This window comes from Kitasatospora sp. NPDC034035 (assembly GCF_055575755.1).
In genome coordinates, this window is sequence record NZ_JBVISA010000019.1 from 126,764 (window position 1) to 148,491 (window position 21,728).

25 protein-coding genes are annotated in these 21,728 nt (G+C 71.8%); 3 read left to right on the plus strand and 22 right to left on the minus strand.

All coding sequences use genetic code 11. The features are described from left to right. Position 1: 1 nt before the first annotated feature. Genes ACZ52J_RS25855 through ACZ52J_RS25920 form a run of 14 tightly spaced genes read right to left on the minus strand, consistent with a single transcriptional unit; the run spans position 2 to position 12,009 of the window. Entirely contained in the window at positions 2 to 1,378 is a 1,377-nt protein-coding gene (locus ACZ52J_RS25855) for a hypothetical protein (RefSeq protein WP_465622136.1), read from the minus strand. After that, entirely contained in the window at positions 1,375 to 1,860 is a 486-nt protein-coding gene (locus tag ACZ52J_RS25860; RefSeq protein WP_465622138.1) for a CYTH domain-containing protein, read from the minus strand. The genes ACZ52J_RS25855 and ACZ52J_RS25860 overlap by 4 nt, the downstream gene beginning before the upstream one ends. Before the next feature lie 13 nt (positions 1,861 to 1,873). Then, the gene (locus ACZ52J_RS25865) at positions 1,874 to 2,560 is read right to left on the minus strand and encodes an HAD family hydrolase (protein WP_465622139.1); all 687 of its coding nucleotides are present in this window, start codon (positions 2,558 to 2,560) and stop codon (positions 1,874 to 1,876) included. Next, positions 2,557 to 3,225 (minus strand): hypothetical protein, encoded by a 669-nt coding sequence (locus ACZ52J_RS25870; protein ID WP_360509210.1) that lies wholly within the window; start codon positions 3,223 to 3,225, stop codon positions 2,557 to 2,559. Before ACZ52J_RS25870 ends, ACZ52J_RS25865 begins: the two co-directional genes overlap by 4 nt. Then, positions 3,222 to 3,908, minus strand: a complete 687-nt coding sequence (locus tag ACZ52J_RS25875; RefSeq protein WP_465622141.1) for an MOSC domain-containing protein — start codon at positions 3,906 to 3,908, stop codon at positions 3,222 to 3,224. The genes ACZ52J_RS25870 and ACZ52J_RS25875 overlap by 4 nt, the downstream gene beginning before the upstream one ends. Continuing rightward, positions 3,905 to 5,167, minus strand: a complete 1,263-nt coding sequence (locus ACZ52J_RS25880) for an MFS transporter (RefSeq protein ID WP_360509206.1) — start codon at positions 5,165 to 5,167, stop codon at positions 3,905 to 3,907. The genes ACZ52J_RS25875 and ACZ52J_RS25880 overlap by 4 nt, the downstream gene beginning before the upstream one ends. Continuing rightward, positions 5,164 to 5,427, minus strand: a complete 264-nt coding sequence (locus tag ACZ52J_RS25885) for a PqqD family protein (RefSeq protein WP_360509204.1) — start codon at positions 5,425 to 5,427, stop codon at positions 5,164 to 5,166. The genes ACZ52J_RS25880 and ACZ52J_RS25885 overlap by 4 nt, the downstream gene beginning before the upstream one ends. Continuing rightward, complete coding sequence (locus ACZ52J_RS25890) at positions 5,424 to 6,299, minus strand: hypothetical protein (RefSeq protein WP_360509203.1); 876 nt, start codon at positions 6,297 to 6,299, stop codon at positions 5,424 to 5,426. The genes ACZ52J_RS25885 and ACZ52J_RS25890 overlap by 4 nt, the downstream gene beginning before the upstream one ends. A gap of 46 nt (positions 6,300 to 6,345) precedes the next feature. Then, positions 6,346 to 7,587, minus strand: a complete 1,242-nt coding sequence (locus tag ACZ52J_RS25895) for an ATP-grasp domain-containing protein (protein WP_465622144.1) — start codon at positions 7,585 to 7,587, stop codon at positions 6,346 to 6,348. After that, positions 7,584 to 8,531 (minus strand): hypothetical protein, encoded by a 948-nt coding sequence (locus ACZ52J_RS25900; RefSeq protein WP_360509199.1) that lies wholly within the window; start codon positions 8,529 to 8,531, stop codon positions 7,584 to 7,586. The genes ACZ52J_RS25895 and ACZ52J_RS25900 overlap by 4 nt, the downstream gene beginning before the upstream one ends. Positions 8,532 to 8,534: 3 nt before the next feature. Then, positions 8,535 to 9,500 (minus strand): acetylxylan esterase, encoded by a 966-nt coding sequence (locus tag ACZ52J_RS25905; RefSeq protein WP_465622146.1) that lies wholly within the window; start codon positions 9,498 to 9,500, stop codon positions 8,535 to 8,537. Positions 9,501 to 9,522: 22 nt separating this feature from the next. Beyond that, complete coding sequence (locus ACZ52J_RS25910; RefSeq protein WP_360509196.1) at positions 9,523 to 9,726, minus strand: (2Fe-2S)-binding protein; 204 nt, start codon at positions 9,724 to 9,726, stop codon at positions 9,523 to 9,525. Then, entirely contained in the window at positions 9,723 to 10,667 is a 945-nt protein-coding gene (locus ACZ52J_RS25915; protein WP_465622148.1) for a hypothetical protein, read from the minus strand. The genes ACZ52J_RS25910 and ACZ52J_RS25915 overlap by 4 nt, the downstream gene beginning before the upstream one ends. Positions 10,668 to 10,725: 58 nt before the next feature. Next, a complete protein-coding gene (locus ACZ52J_RS25920; protein ID WP_360509192.1) occupies positions 10,726 to 12,009 on the minus strand; it encodes an amidohydrolase family protein in 1,284 nt (427 codons plus the stop codon). A gap of 308 nt (positions 12,010 to 12,317) precedes the next feature. On the opposite strand from ACZ52J_RS25920, the gene mshB reads away from it, so the two are divergent. Together mshB and ACZ52J_RS25930 are read left to right on the plus strand one after the other, a co-directional pair. Further along, entirely contained in the window at positions 12,318 to 13,253 is a 936-nt protein-coding gene (gene mshB / locus ACZ52J_RS25925) for an N-acetyl-1-D-myo-inositol-2-amino-2-deoxy-alpha-D-glucopyranoside deacetylase (protein WP_465622151.1), read from the plus strand. A 274-nt stretch (positions 13,254 to 13,527) separates the two neighbouring features. Further along, a complete protein-coding gene (locus tag ACZ52J_RS25930) occupies positions 13,528 to 13,974 on the plus strand; it encodes a cold-shock protein (protein WP_465622152.1) in 447 nt (148 codons plus the stop codon). Between the two features lie 175 nt (positions 13,975 to 14,149). Here the strand turns inward: ACZ52J_RS25930 and ACZ52J_RS25935 are convergent, their stop codons facing one another. The 6 genes from ACZ52J_RS25935 to ACZ52J_RS25960 all read right to left on the minus strand — a co-directional run bounded on the left by ACZ52J_RS25935 (position 14,150) and on the right by ACZ52J_RS25960 (position 19,512). Next, on the minus strand, positions 14,150 to 15,541 hold the full coding sequence (locus tag ACZ52J_RS25935; RefSeq protein WP_465622153.1) for an amidase: 1,392 nt from the start codon (positions 15,539 to 15,541) through the stop codon (positions 14,150 to 14,152). After that, on the minus strand, positions 15,528 to 15,737 hold the full coding sequence (locus tag ACZ52J_RS25940; protein ID WP_465622155.1) for a hypothetical protein: 210 nt from the start codon (positions 15,735 to 15,737) through the stop codon (positions 15,528 to 15,530). Before ACZ52J_RS25940 ends, ACZ52J_RS25935 begins: the two co-directional genes overlap by 14 nt. 180 nt (positions 15,738 to 15,917) lie before the next feature. After that, positions 15,918 to 16,850, minus strand: coding sequence for an MBL fold metallo-hydrolase (locus ACZ52J_RS25945; protein ID WP_465622157.1), 933 nt, complete (start codon positions 16,848 to 16,850; stop codon positions 15,918 to 15,920). Between the two features lie 46 nt (positions 16,851 to 16,896). Next, positions 16,897 to 18,117 carry an MFS transporter gene (locus ACZ52J_RS25950; RefSeq protein WP_465622159.1) on the minus strand — a complete coding sequence of 407 codons (1,221 nt, stop codon included), beginning with the start codon at positions 18,115 to 18,117 and terminating at the stop codon, positions 16,897 to 16,899. 76 nt (positions 18,118 to 18,193) lie between these two features. Beyond that, the gene (locus ACZ52J_RS25955) at positions 18,194 to 18,787 is read right to left on the minus strand and encodes a TetR/AcrR family transcriptional regulator (RefSeq protein ID WP_465622161.1); all 594 of its coding nucleotides are present in this window, start codon (positions 18,785 to 18,787) and stop codon (positions 18,194 to 18,196) included. 332 nt (positions 18,788 to 19,119) lie between these two features. Then, positions 19,120 to 19,512, minus strand: a complete 393-nt coding sequence (locus tag ACZ52J_RS25960) for a nuclear transport factor 2 family protein (RefSeq protein WP_465622163.1) — start codon at positions 19,510 to 19,512, stop codon at positions 19,120 to 19,122. Between the two features lie 120 nt (positions 19,513 to 19,632). On the opposite strand from ACZ52J_RS25960, the gene ACZ52J_RS25965 reads away from it, so the two are divergent. After that, on the plus strand, positions 19,633 to 20,088 hold the full coding sequence (locus ACZ52J_RS25965; RefSeq protein ID WP_465622165.1) for a MarR family winged helix-turn-helix transcriptional regulator: 456 nt from the start codon (positions 19,633 to 19,635) through the stop codon (positions 20,086 to 20,088). A 39-nt stretch (positions 20,089 to 20,127) separates the two neighbouring features. Here the strand turns inward: ACZ52J_RS25965 and ACZ52J_RS25970 are convergent, their stop codons facing one another. Together ACZ52J_RS25970 and ACZ52J_RS25975 are read right to left on the minus strand one after the other, a co-directional pair. Next, positions 20,128 to 21,024, minus strand: coding sequence for an SDR family NAD(P)-dependent oxidoreductase (locus tag ACZ52J_RS25970; protein ID WP_465622167.1), 897 nt, complete (start codon positions 21,022 to 21,024; stop codon positions 20,128 to 20,130). 152 nt (positions 21,025 to 21,176) lie between these two features. Further along, the gene (locus ACZ52J_RS25975; RefSeq protein ID WP_465622169.1) at positions 21,177 to 21,692 is read right to left on the minus strand and encodes a TetR/AcrR family transcriptional regulator; all 516 of its coding nucleotides are present in this window, start codon (positions 21,690 to 21,692) and stop codon (positions 21,177 to 21,179) included. Between the last annotated feature and the right edge of the window lie 36 nt (positions 21,693 to 21,728).

A 21,728-nucleotide genomic window follows, 5' to 3' on the forward strand; every position in this document is an offset into this window, starting at 1 on the left:
ATCACCTGAGCGCTGCCTGCTCGCGGGCCGTGCGGGCGATGACCGAGGGGGACAGCTCGTAGGAGACGGTGGCCACGAACACCTCGTCGGCGATCCGGACGAAGGTGCCGGTCGGCAGGTCGACCCGCTCCACGTCGGGGTCGTCCGCGATGACGTGGCGCTGTTCCGCCGCCGCCGCGACCTCGGTCTCCGCCGCCGGCGCGGTCCCGTCCAGGAGCCGCTGGGCGAACTCCACCGGCACCAGCCGGACGCAGGTCCACGGGTTCAGCTCGATCGGCGCGGTCACCGTCGAGCGGTCGTCCGCGAGCGCCAGGGCGAGCGGCGTGCGGTAGTAGTCATAGGCGTTCATCGCGATGCTGAGCGCCGTCAGCTTGCCCCGCTCCTCGTACGCGTTGAAGGTGTGCACCACGGTCGCCAGGCAGCGCTGCTCCCAGTCCGGCCGGTCGGGCTGCGGGGCCGGTTCCCAGCTCTCGACGGCCGGAAGCCGGCTCAGCCGGTCCCCCTGCTCCTCGGTCAGGGCGGACGAGGCCTTCAGCTCCGCGCAGATGGACCCGAAGAACGCCTCCAGGCCGGCCTGCTTCAGCCGCAGCGTCAGGCGTTCGACGTCCAGCTCCGGCTGGGAGAGCGCCATCAGCAGGTCGTTGGTGTCCTTCCCGGTCACGAAGAAGTCGCCGGCCGCGTTGTTGACCACGCACGCCAGGTTCTCCTCGACCGGGACGGTGTGCAGCCCGGGCCCGTACGCCGGGAGCGTGGGCGTGAGCCCCAGCCGGCTGGCGTGCCGCACCGAGTAGTCGCCGAAGTGGATGTCCACGTTGAGCAGATCGGTGCCGCCCTCGGGCGCGACCAGCGGGAACTGCCCGTAGAGCAGGCCGTCCTGCGGGTCGAACTTGAACCAGGGCAGCTCACGGTCCAGGTAGACGTAGCCGAAGCCGTCCCGCAGCGCCTGGACGAGCCGAGTGGCGTCGGCCCGGGTGCGCACGAAGATGTCGAGGTCGCTGAAGTCGCGCACCGACTTGTCGGCGTAGCTGGCCCGGGCGCCGAGCCCCTTTCCGCCGAACAGCTCGATCCCCGCCTCCCGGCCGATCCGGTCGAGCCGCGCGAGGTTCTCGTCGAGCACCGCGTGCATGTGCCGGATGCTGTCCGCCTTGGGGCGCATCGCGGCCATGCACGCGCGGACCTCGGGGTGCGTGGACTCGAACGGCGCGAGCCGGCGCATCACCAGGGAGCGCATGCGCAGCAGCTCCAGGAAGGCGGCCGCCGCGACGCCGCCGACGGCGTCGATGACCGTCACCGACTCCTCCAGGCTGAGCCGCGGCTGCAGGCTCGACAGGCTGCGCAGCGCCAGCAGCTGGTCCTGCTTCATCGACGGGGAGTTCACTGAGCGTTCCTCATTTCATCTGCGGGGAGCCCGTGCACCGCCAGGCTCTGGTTCTTGAACGCCTTGTCGTCGGTCACCTCACGGCCGAACCAGGCCGGCGGCCGGAAGTCCCGTGCCTGCGCCTCGGAAGCGAACTCGACCTCGACGGTGCGCAGTCCGGCCAGGGCCTCGGTGTAGAGGTCCAGATAGGCGGTGTGCTCACCCAGGGCGACGGTGTACCGGTCCTTCACGACCCGTGCGCCCTCGGTCGCGGGCCAGAGCACGGCGAAGTTCTCCTCGCCGATCTCCGTCTCCAACTCGGTGCGCACCAGCCCCGAGCCGCGCTTGAGGCCGAGCACGTGCTTGCCGCCGATGCGCCGCAGCCGGACCTCGGTGCCGTCCGTGGGGGCGGTGAGATAGCCCTGCGCGATGGACCGCGGCTCCCCGCCCGGGGCCGGATGCTCCCCCTCGACGAGGAACTTCCGCTCGATCTCCAGTGCCATGTCCACGGTCTCCCTAGCTGTGGTGTACGGGGGGCGGTACGGGCGCCCGGGTGCCGAGCAGGGCCGGCAGCGCGCTCATCGCCGTGAAGACCACGGTTCCCGGGCCCTCCAGCCGCTCGGCGGGGGTGACCCCGCCCGCGTAGCCGAAGGCACGCATGCCCGCCGCCCGGGCGGCCAGGACGCCGGGCCGGCTGTCCTCCACGACGGCGCACCGCTGCGGGAGCACCCCCATCCGGTCGGCCGCGTGGAGGAACAGGTCGGGTGCGGGCTTGCCCCGCTCGACCTCGCCGGCGCTGAAGATGCGGCCCTCGAAACGGTCGTACAGGCCGGTCCGCCCCAGGGTGTGCCGCATCTTCGGGTGGCTGCCGCTGGAGGCGACGCAGCACGGCAGGTCGATGGCGTCCAGGGCCTCGACCACGCCGTCCACGGCCTCCAGTTCCTCGTCGACCGCCACCCGGTGCAGCTCGCGGAAGCGCTCGTCCCAGGCCTCGGCGGTCGTGCTGCCGAGCCGGGCCGCGATCTTCTCGGCGATCGACGCGGTCGAACGCCCCACGAACTCCTCGATCACCTCGTGCGGGGTCATCGGCCAGCCGTACTCGGCGCCCAGGGCCACGTGGGTACGGACCGCGATGCGCTCGGTGTCGACGAGGACCCCGTCGCAGTCGAAGATGACGAGCTCGACGGGCGGACCGAAGGTCACGTGACGACGCCCTGCCGCTTGAGCAGGTCACGGATGTCGTTGACCTTGTCCGCGCCGAGCCGGCGGTTCCGGATCACCTCGGGGTCCTCCACGGTGTGGGCGTACTGCCACCACGCCTCGCCCGTGTCCCGGTTCATCACCACGAACCGGTCCTTCTCGGCCGGCCCGCGCACGATCAGCGAGGTGGTCTCGGGGACCGCGCCGACCGAGTGCACCAGGGTGTGCCGCAGGACGTAGCCGGTGCCCGGCGTCTCCACGCGGACCAGCGGGGGGGTGAGCTTGCGGGCGTCGGTGTCCGGGGACAGGTCCGGGTAGTCGCCGAAGATGTAGTGGCGGTAGCTGCCGGCCAGGATCCGGGTGCCGAAGCTCCACCGGTGGTTGTGCGGGCGGTCGAAGAACCGCTGGCGGAAGACGTGGAGCCGGACCCGGACACCGCTCGCCTCGTCGTTCACCAGGACGACCCGGTCGAGCTCCTGCAGCCGCTCGCTCTGGACCAGCAGGTCGGGGGTGGCCAGCACGTGGTCGAAGGCGTCGTTGAGCCAGGTGGGAGAGGTCGCGAGCTCCTCGAGCAGTTCGTCGAGCTGCTCGTTCAGCACGGCCATGTCGTTCCAGTCGAGCGCGGCCAGCCTGGCCGGGTCGATCAGCGGCGAGCTGTCAGTGCTCATATCTCTGCACGCTCCTTCTGTTCTTGACGGGCGGCGATCCACCGCCGCGCCTTCTCCTGGATCTTCGGCAGCATTTCGGGCGCTTCCAGCATTCGTGGAAACAGCTCGGGTTCGGTGGTGATGGCCCGCAGCATGAGGTTGACCGTGATGCCGTGCCCGGGCCGGTGGACGATCTCGACCCGGTCGCCGGCACCGACCGTGCCCTCCTCCAGCACCCGCAGGTAGGCGCCGGGCGCTCCGTGCGCGATGAAGCGTTTGACCAGGTCCGGCACGTCCCAGAAGCCGGCGAACACCCGGCAGGGCTTGCGTGGCCGGATGACCTCGAACAGCGCGGTACCGATCCGCCAGCGTTCGCCGATCTCGGCGTTGGTGACGTCCACGCCGCGCAGCGTGAGGTTCTCCCCGAAGTTCCCGGGGGCGATCTCCCGGTCCAGTTCCTTCGCCCAGAAGGCACCGTCCTCGGAGGCGAAGGCGTACACGGCCTTGTCCGGACCGCCGTGGGCCTTGGTGTTGACGATGAGGTCGCCGACGAGTCCGTCGCGGACCGCGGTCACCCGGCGGTCCACCGGCTGCTTGTCGATACCGCTGCGGCCGAGGCCGTACGTCCACCAGCCGGTCCGCTCGACACCGAGGTTGACGGTCAGCAGGACCGCGTCGGCGGCCTGCCCGGCGTCACCGCTCATACGGCCACCCCGGTCTCGACGGTGGCGGGGGCCGTCCGGCGGGTGCGCACCGCGACCAGCCGGTGGGCCAGCGCGGTCGCGGCGACGAGCAGCGCGCCGTACACCAGCCAACCGAGCCAGCCCGCCTGGATCATCGCGACACAGAGCACCGGTCCGGCCACGTTGACCGCCGCCATGTTGAGGTCGAACGCGGCCAGGTACTGCTTGTTGCGCTCCGGCGGGGCCAGTTCGTAGCTGATCGTCCACCAGGCCGGGCCCTCGAACAGCTCGCCCACGGTGAGCATGGCACCGGCCAGCAGGACGGCCACCGTCGCCAGCGCGGCGCTGTGCAGCGCCGAGACGCAGAAGAGCCCGACCATCGCGACGAAGCCGATCATCGCGATCCGGAGCGCCCGCAGGCTGCCGGCGACGGTCCTGGCCACCTGTGAGCACCAGTGCTGGAGCACGATGACCAGGGCGGTGTTGATGATGACGACGACGCCCACGGTCCACTTGGGAATGTCGCCGGTCCGCAGCACCCAGAGCGGCAGAGCCACGCTGAGGACGAGGATCGAGCTGGTGAAGACCGCGGAGGAGGCGATCAGCCCGAGGTAGTTGAAGTCGCGCAGGACCGACCAGTCGGTCTTCCTCGACTCCTCCGGCGCCACCGACTTCACCCTGACCGCGTACATCAGGACCGCGCCCACCGCGAAGGTGGCCGCGTTGACCAGCAGACCGGCACGCACCGCTGTCCCGGATCCGGAGCTGAGCAGCAGCGCGCCCACGCTGCCCGCCACCAGGTACCCGATGTTGCGCAGCGCGCGGATCGCCGCGAACATGCCCGTCCGGCTGTCGCCGGGGATCACCACGCCGACCAGGCTCTGCATCAGGCCGTTGCTGCCCGCCCGCAGCGCACCGAGGAGCACGGTGAGCAGCAGCAGCGACACGAAGTCGTGGACCAGGACCAGCCCCAGGTAGACGGCGGCCCGGCCGATCCGGCTCAGCACCGAGTACGGTCCGATGCCGAACCGGCCGGCGAGGGCGCCGGCCGGTACCGCCGCCAGCATTTCGGTGATGCCACCGGCCGTGAGGACCACGGCCAGCTGGGCGTTGCTGAGGCCCTCGACCTGCACCAAGTAGAACGGCAGGCAGATCACGCTCAGGCCCATGCCCGCCGCGTCGACCAGACCGTTGACACCCAGGATCCGCGAGGTACCCGGGGTGGCGAGGACGTCCCACCAACCCAACAGCGAGAAGAAGGACCTCAGCCGCCCGGTCACTCCAGGAAGCCCTTCGCGCGGAGATCCGTGACGAAGCCGACGACCGAGTCGCGCACCTCGTCGAGTCCGGCCTCGTACTTCTCGGCCGTGCGCGCGACGATCTCCTCGACGCTCAGGCCGACACCGCACTGGGACCAGATGAACGCGCCGACCTGGTTGGTCTCGTAGGCGTCGTGGTAGGTCTCGATCAGGGTGCCGGTGTCCGACCGTCGGGTGAACAGGCCGGTCGTCCGCTTGGGGATCCAGTTCTGCTCGATCATGCCGTCTTCTCCTCGATGCCGATGAGCAGGCGGGTCGCCACCGCGGCGGCGTGCTCCGCCCACTTGGCGGGCGCCTCGTGACAGCCCTTCATGGTGAGCAGCTCCCAGGCCTCGTCCTTGCTGATCTCCGTGGGCTGGGCGGCCAGCACGCGCTTGAACATCCACTTCGGCGAGACGCCGTACTCTCCGTACAGGGCGAGCAGGCCGGCGAGGCTGCGGTTGAACGCCTCCCGCGCCGCGATGACCGCGGCGTGCTCGTCGTTGGAGGCGAGCAGACCGGCCACGTCCTCGAGGAAGCCCTCGGCGTCCAGCTTCTTGGCCTCCGCCAGCCAGGCGCTGAAGGACGACGCGCGGATGGCGTCACGGCGGGAGTTGAACCAGTCGTCGCCGGCGATCGGGGCGCCGCTGGCCAGCCGGTGCAGCATGTCGTGCTCGGACATGCCGATCTCCGGCATCTCCTGGTTCGGCACGCCGTTGGCGAAGCGGCCGATGATCTCGTCGACCTGCTCCTCGCGCCAGATCTCGATGTCGGTGCGGAACGGGCCGAACTCGCCCAGGGTGATCCAGATCAGCGGGTCGGCGGTGGAGATGTGCCGCTCGAAGGTCTCCATGCCGGGGCCGGCGACGAACGGCTCCTTGGAGATGACGTAGAGGTCGAGGTCGCTGTTGGCGTGCGCCCAGCCCCAGATCAGCGAGCCGCTGACGAAGACGCTGGTGGCGTCGGCGAAGGCCGGGTACTTCGCGTGGACGTCCGCCGCCGTGGGCAGCTGGAGTTCGGCGAGCCGGCCCTTGAGCAGGGCCTCGCGTCCCTCGGCGGACGCCTCACGGCCGGTGCCGTACTTGAGCGTGAGTGACGGTGCCTCGAAGGCCATGGGGTGATTCCTTTCGATCGAATGAACCGCGGATCTTGCCGGAGCGTCAGTTCAGGTACAGGCCCTGCTCCTCACGCTCCCGGAGCGCCCCGTAGTCGCGGTGCACGTCCGCCGCGTCGGAGGACGCGAGGTAGGCGAAGCCCGGGGAGGACGTCAGACTGGTCGTGACCGGCAGCCGGTGCCCGACGCCCACCCCGGACACCACCGCCGAGCAGCTGACGAGCGCCTCGAGCTCCGTCCGCCAGGCCTGCGACCGGACCTCGCCCGCGACCGGGTTGATGAACGAGACGTTGCGGACGTACTCGGACCACGCGACCCGGGTGTCGTCGAAGGAGCGGAAGGCGGCGGGATCGACGAGCGACATCGCCAGCAGCCGGGTCTGCGACACCCCGCAGTACTTCTCGACCAGCCACGGCAGCGTCGCGCCGCCCAGCCGGGCCCCGGTCTCGATCAGTACGGGGCCGTCCGCGGTGAGGATCACCTCGGTGTGCGCGGCGCCGTTGCCGATCCCGAGCGCGGTCAGCGCCCGGCGGACGTGGTCGACCACCTGCCGGTACTCCGCGGAGCCCACCGGGACGGGCTCCTCGTAGTCGTACACCGGGGACATCCCGTCCCCGACCCGCTTGGTGTACCGCCACAGCTCGGCGATCTTGTGCTCGCCGTCGAGGGAGACGCTGTTGGCGTAGAACTCCGGGCCGAACACCCGCTCCTGGACCAGGGCCGTGATGTTCCGCGCCCCGTAGAGGTTGCGGGCGCTCAGCACCTGCTCGGCGGCCTCGGCCACCTCGTCGGGGGTGCGGCAGAAGTGGACGTTGTCCGAGCCCGCGCTGTCCACCGGCTTCACGACGGCGTCGGTGATCCCGCGGTCGACGCACCACTGCCGGGCCTGCCCGGGTGAGTCCACCCGCAGGCCGAGCGGGGCCCGCACGCCCGCCTCGAGGAGGGTCGTGGCCATGAGCGGCTTGCAGCGCCGGGCCTCGCTGGTCGCCGGATCGTGGCCGGGCGTGCCCAGCAGGCCGGTCAGCTCGTCGGCCAGCAGGACCCCCGACTCGGTGCCGGGCAGCACGGTCGCGACCCCCAGGTCACGGAGCCGGCCGGCCACCCGGCGCGGGTCCGGGTCGTGGCCGAGGTCCTCGACGTAGTTCGACGGGTCGTGGGCCGCGCTGAAGTAGGCCGGCATGTCGGGCTGGCTGGAGACGTGGACGCACTCGGCGCCGTAGTCGCGGAGCTGGGCGACCAGGAAGCGCCCGGTCGAGTAGCCGTCGACGATCCCGAACCGAAGGGTCATCGCTGCCCCTGCCACTCGACGTCGACGTTGGGCACGGCGGGGTCGACACCGGGGAGGTTCATGTCCTCCAGCAGGTGGGTGATCACGGTCAGCAGGTCCCAGCGGTACGGCGCGTCCAGCGGGACGTCCGGGGCCACCGCGAGCACCTCCGCGATGCCGACGTCCGCTCCGGCCGCCTGCCGTCGGGCCAGGTCGCCGGCCGGGCCGGGCACCCGGGCCAGCCGCTGCCAGCTGTTGCCGAGGTCGAAGTCGTGCTCCGGGTGCAGCCGTTCCAGGTCGTCGAAGATGGCGAGGACCTCGGGCCGGGCGTCGTGGCGCGACCGGATCCGCTCGCGCATGAGCTCGCGCCGCGGCTCGTCGCAGAGCACCGCGATCTCGCGGATGACGTCCACCGGCTCGTCGGAGATGTGCAGGAAGTTGAACAGCCCGTTGACGACACCCAGCCGGTGGCGCAGGTGCTCGGGGCGACGCAGCGAGGGATCGGCCGGGCCCTTGAGGGAGTTGAGCCGGACGGCGGCCGGCACGCGGTCGGGCGTCCACTGCTCGTCCCACAGGACCAGGCAGACCGTGTCGGTGCTGGGGAGCACGGCGTCCATCGCCTCGACCCGGTCCCGCGTGGCGATGTTGAACTGGTAGCGCCAGACCTCGCGGATGGTCTGCCGGTTGTGCCGGAAGCGCACCACGTCGAGGGGACGGAATCCGGTGTCGGCGAGCGCGTCGAGCGCGCTGCGGAGCCGGCGCCCCGCGGTCGCCTCCGACTTCAGCATGCACAACGCCACGCCGAGCATGTCCGGCAGCTCGTCGGCGAAGGTCCAACAGCCCTCGCGGAAGTAGCTGTCCAGCGCGTAGAGATCGGCCTTCAGCGGCGACCGGGTGACCTCCTGCCGAACCGTCGGTGGGATCTCGGTGAGCTGGTCCACGGGCGGAACCTGGGCGAGGATCACGTCTTACCTCTCCTGCCGGAAAGCGGGCACGACTGGTCGGGGGGTGGCCAGGCTCTGCGCCAGGAACTCCACCTCGGCCAAGCGCTGGTACGGGTTGGGCTCCGCGTGTCCGGCGAACGGCCAGACCCGGAGGGACTTGGGACCTGCGTAGCGCTCGTAGGCGGCATGGCAGGTGGCCGGCGGGCAGCGGTTGTCCCGCCCGCCGACCGCGAACAGGGCCGGGCAGTGCGCGTGCTCGGCCATGGTCGCGGCGTCGAACCAGGCGATCGTGGCGAGCGCCCGACCGGCCAGGTCCGGGTAGTAGTGGCAGAACCGCAGCAGCTCGCGGTACGGCTGCTGATCGGGCAGTTTCGCCGGATCGACCACCGCGCTCAGGAACGGCGACTCGACCAGCGCAGCCGCCGTGTGCGGGTTCAACGCCGCTGCGGCCAGCGCGAGTTGGCCACCCTGACTGCAACCGGCGACGGCGACCCTGGCGCCGTCGACTCCGGGGTGCAGCCGGGCCGCGTCGACCGCCCTGGCGGCGTCCACGTACGCGTCGCGGTAGTAGTAGTCGTGCCGGTCGAGCACGCCCCGGGTCACGAAACCCGGGATCTGCGGCACGGTCAGCCCGACCGGATCCGGAGTCGCCCCCGGCTTCAGGTTGCTGCCGCCCTGCCCGCGGGTGTCCACCACGAGGGTGGCGTAGCCGACGGCGGGCCACAGCAGCCAGTCCAGCACGTGGCCGCGCCCCTCGCCGTAACCGAGGAACTGGACCACGCACGGCACCGGCTCGTCCCGCCAGCGCGGCAGGACCAGCCACGCCCGGATCCGGTGGCCGCGCGAACCGGCGAACGAGGTGTCGAAGACCGTCACCCCGGCCGCCGGAGTCCGCTCCGGGGTGAACTCCGGCTCCAACGGGTGCCGTTCGGCCTCCGCGAGGGTGTCCGCCCAGAACCGGGCGAAGCCCTCGGGAGCGCCGCCCGGCACCGCGCCGACCTGCGGCGATCCATCAATGCTGGTCAGGGCGGGCCTCCGTCGCGAAGTCCGCCAACAGTTCCTCCAGCAGGCCGCGGCAGTCGCCGCACCCCTGGCCGGCCAGACAGCTCGCACCGATCTCGTCGACGCTCGTCGCACCGCGCCTGATCCAGTCGACGATCTCGTCCTCGCCCACCGCGAAGCAGATGCAGATGCTCGGCGCGGCGAAGGTGCTCACGCGGGCTCACCGCCTTCGCTCCCCTGCCAGGAGTCGAGCATGACGTTGGGGAAGATCCGCTGGATCCCGGGAGTGTTGAACTCGATCGTGTGCGTGGTGACCGACAGCAGGTCCCAGTGGTCCGCCGGATCGGCGAAGGCCGACCGGGTCGCCGCCAGCACGTCCGCCAGGGCGATCTCGCCGCCCTTGGCCCGGATCCTGGCCAGCTCGCCGGCGGGGGCGGTCGACTCGGTCAACCGCTCCCAGCTCTTCTCCAGCTCCAGGTCATGGGCCGGCGTCTGCGCCTCCAGGTCGTCGAAGGCGGCCTCCGCCTCGGCCCGCGCGTCGTACCCGGCCCGGATCCGGTCGCGCACCACGTCCCGGCGCCGGGGTCCGGCGAGGATGGACAACTCCCGGATCACGTCGATCGGTTCGTCCGACGTGTGCATGAAGTTGAACAGGCCGTTGACCGCGCCCAGCCGTCGCCGCAGGTGCTCCGGACGGCGCAGCTCCGGCGCGGACGGCCCCTTCAGCGCCGTCAGCCGCACCGAGGCCGGCACCCGTCCCGGCCGCCACTGCGAGTCCTTCACCACCAGCAGGACGGAATCGATGGTCGGCAGCACCAGATCCATCGCGTCGATCCGCTCGCGGGCGGCGAAGTTGAACTGGTAGCGCCAGGTCTCCCTGATCGTCAGCCGGTCGTGTCGGAAGCGCAGCACGTCCACCGGGTGGAAGCCGTTGTCGGCGAGCGCCTGGAACGCGACCCGGTAGCGCCGACCGGCCGCCGCCTCGGGCTTCAGCACGCACAGGGTGACTCCGAGGACGTCCTCCAGCTGCTCGCCGAAGGTCCAGCAGCCTTCCCGGAAGTAGTTGTCCACCCCGTAGAGGGCGGCCTTGGCCGGTGAACGTGTCACCGCCTCCAGGACGTGCCGGGGGATGTCGTGCAGGGGCGCCGTGGTCATGGCAGTACCTCGTTCGAGAATCGATGGCGACGCGAACTCACCTGAGGGCGACGCGGACTCACATGAGGGCGATGCGCCGGCGGTCCGCGGTCACGAGCGACCCGAGGCCGACGGTGGCCGCTCCCAGGTCGATCTCGGGGAAGAAGGTGCGGTAGGCCGTGAACGCGACCAGCCGCCAGATGTCGTGCTCACCGACCCCGAGCTCGCGGACGTTCGCGATCTGCTTGTCGATCGGCATCGTGCCGGCCGCGACGACACCCTTCTCCTGGTACCAGAGCTGGGAGCCCGGCTCCAGGTGCAGGTCCTGGCCGGCCAGTCGGGCGGTGTCGCTGCGGTCGGTCATCAGCATCATGTTCTGCGGGCCGACGATCTCGATCGCCCGCTTGGCGATGGCGTAGTCGACGTGCTCGCCGTCGAAGTTGAGGCAGGCCGCGATGCGGCCGGCGTGCGCGCCGCGCATGATCGCGGCAGGAACGGGCCCGACCTGCTCGTGCAGGTCCGCCAGGTTCCAGGAGGGCAGGTCGTAGCTCGCCAGCAGGGCCTCCCGCTCGGCCTGGGCCTTGCGGGTCCGGAAGGCGTGCTTGATGAGCAGCGGCATCTCGTTGAACAGGTGGTCGGTCACCACGCGCACGCCGTTGTGCGGGCAGTCGGCGGCCTCCGCCGCGCCCAGCACCACCTCCACGCAGTCGGCACCCAGCTGCGGGTCCTCCTTGGCGAAGTGGCCGAGCGCCGGCCGGACCCCGCTCTCGACCAGCCGGGTGACGATCCACTCCAGCGAGGGGTGGTCCGGCGTGAACTGCTCCGCCAGGTAGGAGCTGGACTGCAGCGCGTCCGGCGACAGCATGATGTAGACCAGGCCGAGCTCGCCACAGCTCGCCAGCTTCTCCCACTCCTCCTTCGACGGAGCCCACACGGCGTTCGCCGGGGTGCCGCCGAAGCTGGCCACCAGCGGGCCCTCGAGCGCGACGGCCGGCACGAACGGCAGCTGCCCGTCGGCCCGGAGCGCCGCGTAGCCGCGCATGAACTCGACGAAGGCGTCGAGCCGTTCGCGCCGCAGGTAGAGGGTCGGGATGCAGAGCAGGCCCTCGTCCGAGGCGACCTTGTCCAGCTCGTGGAGGTCGATCTCGGCGAAGTTCGAGAAGTCGATCGGCCCCAGGCCGTGACAGTGCACCTCCACCGGCAGCGCCGGCACCACGTACGGCGCGCCGCTCGGCACCTCGCCGAGGTCACGGTGCACCGCCGCGTCGCCGCGCGTGATGCGGCCGGCGGCCCAGGTGACCTCGGCGTTCGCCGCCCCCTGCGGACCGAGCCAGATCTGCGTCGACCCCAACGTCTCAGCCACGAACGCCCCTTAAATCTCGGATTCCCCGTCACCGGCCGCCCAGCGGGCCGACTCGCAGAGCGGTCAGCGTCCGCGAGCCGCCGCGCCCTGTCCTGAGCGACTGTGATCACGACTGCAGAAGACTCTCGCCGTTCGCCCTGTGCAGGCCAAGCGACCGCAGGGCTCCAAGTTCCGCAATACGGTGAGTCGAGGCGTCGAATACCGGATAACTGCAGTGAATCGTCGGAATTCAGACAGTCACCGGCTGCTTTCGTCCGAGCACCGATGGGGACCGCCGGGCGCGGACGGGAAGGGTAGGCTCCCCCGACATGACGACCCAGCCCACCACCGCGACCGGCACCCCCACCCGGTCAGGCAGCCGGATACTCCTCGTGCACGCCCATCCTGACGACGAGTCAATAGCCAACGGCGCCACCATGGCCCGTTACGCCGCGGAGGGAGCCACGGTCACCCTGATCACCTGCACCCTGGGCGAGGAGGGCGAGGTCATCGGGCCGGACCTGGCCCACCTGACCTCCGACCGCGAGGACCGTCTGGGCCCCCACCGGGCCCAGGAGATCGCGGCCGCCCTGCGCGAGCTGGGCGTGACGGACCACCGCTTCCTCGGCGGACCCGGCCGCTACCGCGACTCGGGGATGATGGGTTCCCCCGGGAACGACCGCCCCGACTCGTTCTGGCAGGCCGACCCCGACGAGGCCGCCGCGCACCTGGTCGAGGTCATCCGCGAGATCCGGCCGCAGGTCCTCGTGACCTACGACCCGGACGGGGGCTACCGGCACCCCGACCACATCCAGGCCCATCGGGTCGCCATGCGGGCCGCCGCGCTCGCCGCCGACCCGGCCTACCGCCCGGAGTCCGGCACGCCGCACGGCATCGCCAAGATCTACTGGAACTGCGTGCCCCGCTCGGTCGTCGACGCCTGCGCCGCAGCCCTGCACACCGCCGGCGCGAACGCACCCTTCCCCGCCGCCGCGGGCCACCACGACATCCCGCGCGTGGTCGAGGACGACGCCGTGACCACAGTCGTCGACGGCAGCGCACACCTGGACCGGAAGCGCGCGGCCATGGCCGCCCACGCCACCCAGATCACCGTGGCGGACCCGTTCTTCGCCCTCTCCAACAACCTGGCCCAGCCGCTCTCGGCAACCGAGTACTACCAGCTCGCCCAGGGGGAGCCCGGCCCCAGCGGCCCCTCCGGCCGCGAGGAGGACCTGTTCGCCGCATTCCCGAGCACGGGACCGTAGAAGAGCCGGGCCCTCACGAAGCGCCGCGCGCCGAACCGCACACCGCAGAGCAGGACTCCAGGGCGACGGGCCACTGGCGCGGGTCGGCGGCACCTCGGGACCCCTGTGCCGGCCCCTGGCCACCGACCGCCCTCAGGGGTGCCCCTTGGATTTCCCGGCATATAGCCTGGGTTCACGGTCGGCCGGTCGAGTTCTGGGACCCGGTGGCAGGCCGACGGTGTGGTTTTGCGGTGTTCAGTGTTGTGTTGTTTCAGCAGAGGTGTGGGGTCTGGCTATGGCTATGGGCAAGGTCGTCCGGTTCGACGAGGTTCGAGGGTACGGGTTCGTCTCTCCCGACGGTGGCGGGTCCGACGTGTTCCTGCACGTCAACGACCTTCTGGTCGACAAGTCGCTGATCAGCCCCGGCGTTCTCGTGAGCTTCGACCTGGAGGACGGTGACCGCGGCCTCAAGGCCTCGGCCGTCTCCCTCGCGAGCGGCCGGCTGCCCTCCTCACCCCGCACCGACTCGCGTCCGTCGTCGGTGGTCCCCCACGCACCGGCGACGGACGCCCGGATCGACCTGGACGACGGCACCTGCGAGGTGCTCTCCGTCAAGGACTTCACCGACGAGGTCACCGAGGCCCTGCTCGTCAGCGCCCCGGCACTGACCGGTGAGCAGATCCTGGACGTCAGGAAGCGCCTGGTGCGGATCGCCGTGGACCACGGCTGGGTGGAGTCGTAACGGCCGCCATCGGTCGAGAGCCGACCGGGGCACGGAAACGTGCCCCGGTCGGCTTCGTCGTCGGGCCCTTCCACGGTGTGCACCGGATCGGAGCGAGAGGCGGGGACGGCCGCAAGACCGCCCCCGCCGGTGACACACCGTCAGCTCGCTGTTCTCCTCCGCCGACGCCGAAAGATCAGACCGCCGTGGCGAGTGCCCGGGCGGGCTGCGTCTGCTCGTAGGCGTGGCCGACCCGCAGGAGCGTGGGCTCACCGAGGGGCCGGCCGAGCAGCTGCATGCCGATCGGCAGGCCCGCCGTGTCCTGGCCCACCGGAACGGTCAGGGCGGGCAGTCCGGTGATGTTGGCGGGGGCACAGAGCCGCACGTAGGCGTCGGAGACGCTCTCGGCCGTGCCGTCGGGCCAGGTGACCGTCGTCTCGTCGGCCCCGACCGCGGGCATCGGGACGCTCGGGGCGGCGATCACGTCGACCTCCTCCAGCATCCGTGCCCACTCGGCACGCATGAGCGTGCGGGAGCGTTGAGCGCGCAGGTAGTCACCGGCGCTCATCAACTCGCCTGCCTCCAGGAGGATGCGGACGTCCTCCTGATACAGCTCGGGGACCGCTCGCAGGCTGCCCTCGTGGTAGGCCCCGGCCTCCGGCACCATCAGGCCCCACTGGGTGGCCTGGATGTAGCGGGTCATCGGGATGTCGACCTCGACGAGCCGTGCGCCCAGGGACTCCAGCTGCCCGATGGCGTGCCGGACGGCGGTCTCCACGCGCGGGTCGACGTTGTCGAAGTAGTAGGTGCGGGGCAACCCGATGCGCAGCCCCGTCAGGTTCGTGCCGGCACCGGGCCGGTAGTCCGCGGCGGGCACGGACAGCGAGGCGGGGTCGCGCGGATCGTGTCCGGCCAGCGCGGTCAGGACCAGGGCCGCGTCCTCGACGGTGCGGGTGATCGGACCGGCGTGGTCCAGCGACCAGGACAGGGAGGTGACGCCGTGACGGGGGACGAGACCGTAGGTCGGCTTGAGGCCGACAACCCCGTTGAGCGCGGCGGGCACCCGGATCGACCCGCCGGTGTCGGTGCCCAGGGCGAAGGTCGCGGTGCCCGACGCGACGGCGACCGCGGAGCCGCCGCTGGAGCCACCGGCGACCCGGCCGCGGTCCCAGGCGTTGCGGGTCTGCGGGGTGGTCAGGCCGAACGCGAACTCGTGGGTGTGGGTCTTGCCGAGCAGGATCGCGCCGGCTGCGCTCAGACGCGCGGCGACCGTGCTGTCCGCTGTCGCGCGATGGTCGGCACGGACCCGGGAGCTGGCCGTGGTGGGCATCCCGCTGACATCGATCAGGTCCTTGAGCCCCATCGGGATGCCGTGCAGCGCTCCCCGGTAACGGCCTTGCGCCACCTCGTGTTCGGCTTCGCCCGCAGCCCGGCGTGCCTGCTCCGCGGCGACCGTGACGTAGGCGCCGAGGGACGGCTCCGCCTTCTCGATGCGATCGAGGACGGAGTCGACCAGTTCGACGGGGGACAGTCGCCGGTCACGTATCGCGTCCGCGGCGGCGGCGAGGGAAAGCTCATACGGCTGCATCGTGCTTCTCCTCTACGGCGCGGTAGGCGGCGGCGGGCGGGACGTCCGCGAAGTCCAGTTCGCGCAGGACCGCGACGACGCTGTGGATGTGGTTGGCGACCGCGGCGACCGCGGCGTGGCGCTCGGCTGGCAGCGCAAGTCCGGCGCGGGCGGCCCAGCGGGCGGCCTCCGGCGGTGTGAGTTCGACGGCGGGCATGAATGTTCTCCCTCTCGGTGGAGGTTGGGGCGGCGGAGTGGCCGACGCCCTGTAGGCCGAGGATTCGTTGTGGACAGCCGAAGGCGCCGCGGCAGTTCGGCGGCCCGCGCGGGACCGGCCGAGCGGCACCGGCCGAGCGGCACCGGCCGCGTGATCAGGCCGGGCGATCGGGCCGGGCGATCAGGCCGCGCCGGCCGGGATCTCGACGCCCGGCTCGGCGAGCAGCCGGTAGCGGCCGTTCTCCCGGCGGACGGCGCCGGCCGTGGGCTGCGGGAAGTGGGTGCCCAGGAGCAGCGCGTCGGTGTCCGCGAGCGCGTCGAGTATCCGGGCGCGGGTGCGGACCGCCTGGGCGGAGTCGATGTCGACGCAGCTGTGCACGTGGGGGTGGGACAGCTGCACGGGGTGGTGGATGCTGTCGCCGGTGATCAGGGCGCGGCGGTCGCTGCCGCGCAGTTCCACGGCGACCTGCCCCGGGGTGTGGCCGGGGGCCGGGACCAGGAGGACGCCGGGTGCCACTTCGTGCCCCTGCTCGGGGACGTCCACGAGGTGGTACTGCCCGGCGTCGCGGACGGGGGTGACGGAGTCTCGGAACATCTGGCGGCGGGCCTCGTCCAGGTCGGTGGCGGCCCAGTGGTCCCATTCGGTCCGGCTGGTGAGGTAGCGGGCGTTGGGGAAGGTGGGGACCCAGTCCCCGCCGACGAGGCGGGTGTTCCAGCCGACGTGGTCGGTGTGCAGGTGCGTGGTGATCACCAGGTCCACCGACTCGGGCGGGAAGCCGGCCGCGGCCAGGCGCTCCAGGAAGTCGGTGTCGAGACCGTTCCAGGCCGGGTTGGCGCGTGGCTTGGCGTTGCCGATGCCGGTGTCGACGACGATCCGCAGTCCGCCGGCCTCCACCGCGAAGCTGTGGCTAGCCAGCCGTGGGACCTCGGCGTCGGCGAAGTCGGGGCGCAGCCACGACGCCTCGTCCAGCACCTCCTTGGTGGCGTCCGGCAGCAGCCAGGGGCCGGTCTCCCGAGGCAGTTCGATCTCGTCGACGCGGCGGAGGGTGATGTCGCCGAGGCTCCACCCCGTGCTGGTGGAGGTGGCGGCCTGACGGGGCGTGACGGTGCTCATCGTGGGGTCCTTTCGGGTGGTGCGGGTGCGGGAAGGCGGAGCTCGGTCAGGCGGTGCGCGGCCGCCGCACGCCGCGGACGAGGCCGACCAGGGTCAGCAGGACGACGGTCGCGGCGTAGAGCGAGACTGCGGTCTGCAGGCCGTACAGGTTGGTGAGCAGACCGGCGAGGACGGCGGGGATGCTCATCGCCAGGTAACTGAGGACGTAGTAGGCGGCGAGCGTGCCGGCGCGTTGGTCCGGGGCGGCCGGGGGGAGCAGGAGGCGCAGGGCGCCCTGGGTGACGGCGCCGAAGCCCGCGCCCGCCAGGGCGGTGCCGGCGAACAGCGCGGGCAGGCTGTGCAGTTGGGGGCTGCTCAGGGTCAGCAGGGCTCCCGGGATCAGGAGCGCGCTGCCGGCGAGGCTCACCGTGCGGGCGGGCAGCGCCCGGGCGGCGTGGCCGCCGAGGCCGGCCGCGGCCGTCATGGTGAGGAAGACCAGGCCTCCGGTGGCGCGGCTCGCGTGCGGGGCGATGAGCCGGGCGAGCGAGGGGCCGAGGGAGGAGTAGAAACCGCCCAGCGCCCAGGCGGCGACGACGCCGGGGGCGAGAAGCCTCATGGCCGGGCGGGAGGCGGGGGCGACGGCAGTGCCGGGACGCAGCGAGCGCCACGCGCCGGAGTGGGGATGTGCGGTCTCGGTGGTGAGAAGCACTGCGGCCGCCTGCGCGGTGAACAGCAGGAGCAGCAGCAGGTAGACGGTGCGGGTGGGAGCGGGGGCGAACTGCACGAGGGCGGTGGCAGCCAGCACCCCGACCGCCATGCCGGCCACGGGGGCGATGCCGTTGGCGGCGGTGGCCCGTCCCGGGCGGTCGCGGTCCTCGAAGTCGAGCAGGGCGGCGCCGGCGGCGCTGGTGGCCACGCCGGTGGCCACGCCCTGCAGGATCCGGGCGGCGATCAGCGCCGGCACCCCCTGGGCGGTCGCGAAGACGGCCATCGCGGCGCCTTCCGCCAGCAGCGCCCCGGCGAGGACCGGGCGCCGGCCCAGGTGGTCCGAGAGCGTGCCCGTGGTCAGCAGTGCCGCCAGCAGGGCGAGCGCGTAGGCGCTGAACACGACGGTCAGCGTCATGGCCGAGAAGTGGAATGCGGTTTGGTAGAGCGCGTAGAGCGGGGTCGGTGCGCTGGAGGCGGCCAGCAGGCCGACCAGGACCGAGGCGTGGAGCCGGAAGGCACCGCGGTGGCTCAGCAGGGGCAGGCGGCGGGGGCGGGACGGCAGGGCTGCAACGCTGAGCATGGAGCACCTCTCACACCTAAAGGCAAACGCTTTGCATTAGGAAGAGTAGGCCCCAGGCCACTCGAAACGCAAACTTTTAGCTTTTAGGAGCGGAGGGTGCGGAGGGAGCGGAACTCCGGCCGAGGGCCGTCGCCACGAGGCGGTCGGTGTAGGCCGCCGACAGATCCGAGGGACGGAACAGGATGCGGTACATCAGGGGGGCGACGACGACGTCCAGCAGGGTCTCCACATCGGGCACGGCCTCCCCTCGCCCCGCCGCGCGCACACCGATGGCCTTCAACTGCTCGGCGGCGTAATCGGAGCAGCGAACCGCGTTGCCCTGCTCGGGGTCGCCCAGCAGGGCGTCGCGGATGTACGTGCGGCCCGCCGTCGAGGACATCTCGTCGGCGAACTGCGCCGCCCATGCCCCCAGGTCCGCCCGGAGGCTGCCATGGTCGGCCGGCGGGGTGTCGGGGCGCAGCCGCTCGACGGCCACGTCGGACAGCAGTTCCCGCAGGTCCCCCCAGCGCCGGTAGACGGTGGACGGCGTCACTCCCGCGCGGGCGGCGATCAGGGGCACGGTGAGCGCGTCCCGCCCCACCTCCGCTTCCAGATCCCGGACGGCCTGGTGCACGGACTGCTGGACGCGGGCGCTGCGCCCGCCGGGGCGTGTGGTCGCTCGGGCACTCATGCACACAGCTTAACGCGAAGAAGTTGCGTCTGGGCCGAGCAGACCCCGGGGCCCTGTCCGGGCCCGCACCGCCCCGGCTGTGCGAGCGATGCGGGGTCCATGGGCAGTCCGGCCCAGCGCCGGGGGCCCGCCTGGCGATGCACGTACGAATGGGGGGGCACCCCCGGCCGGGAGCCGGCGGCGCCGCGCGCTGATCCGGCCCGATCCGTGCGAGAGGGCACGTCGAGCGTGACAGCCACTTCCTCTCGCTTTTCGGATGTTGCGCCATGACGGCGGCGCGCGCCGATGCGCCGGGACGGGGCCGGCCTCGTGTCGCCTGGTGGGAATGTGGCTCAGCGGGCGCTGCCGAGGTTCCGGTCGGTGTCGGCGCCTTCGAGCATGAGGGTGGTCTCCTCGATGCGGCGGAAGCGGCCGTCGGCGGCGAACTCGGCGAAGAGGTAGACCTCCATGCGGACGGTGGAGCCGTCGGTCTTGGTGACGGTCATGGTGTGGCGGTCGGCGTAGAGGTTGCCGGTGGTGAGTTCCTCGTGGACGTCGACGGAGCCGCCGGCGACGACCGTGCGCAGGTGGGCGATGTGGGCGAGGAACTCGGTGCGGTCGGCCCACTCGCCGTCGGTGCGCTGGCGGTAGTCGGGGGCGAAGTGCCGGTCGGCGGCCTCGTCGAGGTCGAGGCCCGGGGTGAGGAGCAGGTCGGTGAGGGCGGCGCGGGCGTCGGTGTGGTTCATGGGGATTCCTTCGGTTGGGTGCGGGCGTGGCCCGCCCTGGGCCAGTCAGGGGATGCGTGCCTTAAGCACGCTTCTGACTGTACCAGGAAAAGCGTGCGCCAAGCACGCTAATCTCGAGAGGTGAAGAACTCGACGGGACACGACATCGCCGACGCCCTGGGACTGCTCATGCGGCGGAGCACTCGCGCCCGCCTCCACACCCAGCTGACCGAGGGGCTCGGGGAAGCGGTCGACGACCTCACCTACCCGATCCTCAGCGGCCTGGCCCGGACCGGAGCGTGCAGCGCCGCCGACCTGGGCCGCGAGATCGGACTCGACCGCACCACCGTGACCCGTCGCGCCGACCGGCTGGAGCAGGCCCGCCTGCTCCGGCGCCAACCCGACCCGGCCGACGGCCGCGCGACCCTCCTCGCGCTCACCGAGGAGGGCCACACCATCGTGTCGGTCACCAGACAGCGACTGGCGGCCGGCATCGCGGCCTCGCTCGCCGCCTGGCCACAGGCGGACGCCCAAGCCTTCGCACGCCGGCTGCGCCGCTTCGTCGACGAGGGCCCGTTCGCCCCCGAACGCCACTGACGGCCACCGGCGCAGGCCGCCGGGCAGCAGGCATCGGGCTCACCTCGGTTGGGCGCCACCACCTCCACGAAGCGGCGCCAGCTGGCGGCTGAGCCTGAGGACGTTGTCGATGAGCCGAGGGTCGGCGCTTCCGCGGAAGGCGGGAACGGGGTGGGCCTGGGGGCCGATGAGCAGGCCGGTCCTCCCGTCGAGCGAGGAATCGGTCGCGGCGAAGACGGACGGACGGGCGGCGACGGAGGCGGGGCCGGCGGTGGAACGCTCGAAGGTCCGTCGGACCAGTGGCCACAGCAGACGCAACCCCGGGGAGACGATCTTCGGTGAGGCCATGGTGCCGTTGGTCATGTCGGTGGCGGCGCCGCCGGGGTCGGCCGCGAAGACCGTGATGCCGGTGCCGCGCAGCCGCTCGGACAGGTGCAGGGTGTAGGCGAGGTTGGCGAGCTTGGCGCGGCCGTACCAGTGGAAGCCGTAGTAGCCACCCGGCGGTTCGACCGCATCGAAGGCGCGCTTGGCGACCCTGATCGCGCCTGAGGTGACGTTGACGATCCGGCTCGGCCCGCCGGCTCGGAGCTGATCGAGCAGCAACTCGGTCAGCAGGTACGGCGACAGGTGGTTGACGGCGAATGACGCCTCGATCCCGTCGACCGTCTGCCGCCGCTGCGTGAACATCGCGCCGACGTTGTTGACCAGCACCTTCAGCGGCCCCTCGTCCGCCAGCTGCGCGGCGAGCGCTCGTACCTGGTCGAGCGATGCGAGGTCGGCGGCCACGAAGCGCGGAGCGGCTCCGGTGGCGACCGCCGTGATCCGCTCGATGGCGCTTCCACCGCGCTCGGCGTCGCGGCCGACCACGGTGACGGCGAGCCCGCGCGCCGCAAGTCCCATCGCGGTTTCGAGGCCGATGCCTCCGGTCCCCGCCGTCACCACTGCCCGTTGGACCACAGGTCCGCCCTCCCACGTTCCACATATTCGGATAGCTATCCGCTTCGATGGGCACGCTAGCACAAGCGGATAGTCATCCGGTTGTTGGTGGGTGGGACGAACCGGCCGACCCCTCGGGACCGGTCGGCGGACGCCGGGAGGGCGCGCTGCCGTCAGCGCGGAGAGCGCAGCCCCTGAAGAAGGACGTCGAGGTAGAGCCCGCGACGCGCATGGTCGCTGTCGCCGGAGCGCACGGCATGCTCGACGCCGCAGAGCAGGCGGCGCACGTCGTCCGCCCGAATGCCGCCCCGGATGGCACCGGCCAGACGTGCGCGGTCCAGCAGCTCCGCGACGGCACGGTCCAGCTCGGCCTTCATCTGCGAGGTCTGCGCCTCGGCATCGCTCGCGGACTCCAGCACGGCCGCGAACCCCGGATCGTCCAGCGCGTGGTCGAGAGCGAAACGAAGCAGCCGGTGCAGGCCCGCAAGCGCGTCCTCGTCGGCGGCGGCCGCCTGCGCCTCGTCGACCAGTTCCCGGAAGCGGTCCGCCGACAGCGCCTCCACCAGCGCATGGCGGTTGGGGAAGTGCCGGTACACGGTCCCCACGCCCAGGCCGGCGAGCTTGGCGATGGCGTTCAGCTGAAGGGAGTCGTCACCGACGGCCAGTTGCTCGCGGGCGACCTGCAGCACCCGGGCCCGGTTGCGCGCAGCATCGGCCCGCAATAC